This window comes from Microcystis sp. M53603_WE2 (assembly GCF_030065435.1).
This window is the reverse complement of record NZ_JASJFF010000007.1, coordinates 1-1,386: the sequence shown is the minus strand read 5'-3', so window position 1 is coordinate 1,386 and position 1,386 is coordinate 1. Positions and strand designations below refer to the sequence as shown.

Annotated in this window: 1 protein-coding gene and 1 pseudogene; one reads left to right on the top strand and one right to left on the bottom strand. The window is 48.6% G+C overall.

The genetic code is table 11. The annotated features are described in order from the left end of the window. Positions 1-100 precede the first annotated feature (100 nt). Positions 101-313, top strand: a complete 213-nt coding sequence (locus PX481_RS00170) for a neurohypophysial hormones like protein (protein WP_288001726.1) — start codon at positions 101-103, stop codon at positions 311-313. A gap of 64 nt (positions 314-377) precedes the next feature. Here PX481_RS00170 and ftsH2 read toward each other — a convergent pair. Next, a pseudogene (gene ftsH2, locus PX481_RS00165) lies at positions 378-1,386 on the bottom strand (ATP-dependent zinc metalloprotease FtsH2); the annotation flags it as partial.

Genomic DNA, 1,386 nt, shown 5'->3' with positions numbered 1-1,386 from the left:
CGTTTAGTCTGGGAATGCACTTTCTTGGCATTGGCCAAACTATCCACCGCCCAAAAGTCTTAAAATTGTTATATTTATCGATCGAGTGGGGAGAAAGACTATGAAAATCAAATCCTTAGTTTTGCTGATTCTGTTAACCTTGACTACGGTTTTAGGCGCTTGTCAGGGAGGAAAAGAAGCCGAAGAACCGAAAAATGGCTCTCCTGCGGTGGAATCGCCGCAAAAAGACGAAGATAGCGATAAAGACGGGGAAAACCAGCAAAAAGACGGTGATAATGACCAGAATAAAGACGATGACGATGATGATAACTAAATCCCTAGTATAAAAAAATCGGGTGAGCCTTAACCCACCCGATCGCCTATAGATTGAAATCAACCTATAACTGTGGTACAAACTGTTCTTTTTCGGGAACGTAGGCGTATTCAGCCACAATCTGCCGGAATTCTTCCCCATTGATCGTTTCTTTTTCGATCAGCAGGTCCACCACTCGATCGATCACTTCGCGATGATCGCGGACAATTTGCCGAGAAATTTCATGGCAGTGTTCCACGATCGATCGCACCTGATCATCGATGCGAGTAGCGACCTTCTCAGAATACTCGGAACGAGTCATCAAACCGCCACCGAGGAACACTTCACCCCCTTGACTTTCTAGGGACAAAGGACCCAAATCGCTCATCCCGAAACGAGTCACCATCTGACGCGCCATATCAGAGACTTGCTGTAAATCGCCACCGGCACCGGTAGTCACCTCATCATAGCCGAAGATTTCTTCCTCGGCTGCCCGACCACCTAAAGCACCGGAAATCCGGGCCATTAACTGCGCTTTCGTGGTTAAACCCTGTTCTTCGTTGGGAGTGAACCAAGTTAAACCCTGGGCCTGTCCCCGGGGAATCAGAGTCACTTTCTGGACGGGATCGTGATCTTTTAAGAGCGTACCCACGATCGCATGACCCACTTCATGGTAAGCGATTAAGCGCTTGCTCTTGCTATCGACTAAAGGAGTACCTTCCATACCGGCGATAACGCGATCTACCGCGTCATCTATCTCTAGGAGGGTAATGGCTTCTTTGCGACGACGGGCGGTTAAAATTGCCGCTTCGTTCAGTAAATTGGCTAAATCTGCTCCACTAAACCCTGGAGTGCGACGGGCGATCGCTTCGATGGAAACGTCGTTGGCCAGCTTTTTATTGCGGGCGTGAACGTCTAAAATCTCTAAACGACCTTTAAAATCGGGTGCATCCACGGTTACTTGGCGATCAAAACGGCCCGGACGCATGAGAGCGGAATCGAGAACATCGGGGCGGTTAGTGGCGGCAATGATGATAATTCCCGTATTCCCCTCGAAACCGTCCATTTCTGTCAATAATTGGTTCAGGGTTTGT

What these genes read in the sequence shown, in the direction of transcription:
- PX481_RS00170 (WP_288001726.1), top strand. Translation starts at nt 101, where the DNA reads ATGAAAATCAAATCCTTAGTTTTGCTGATTCTGTTAACCTTGACTACG.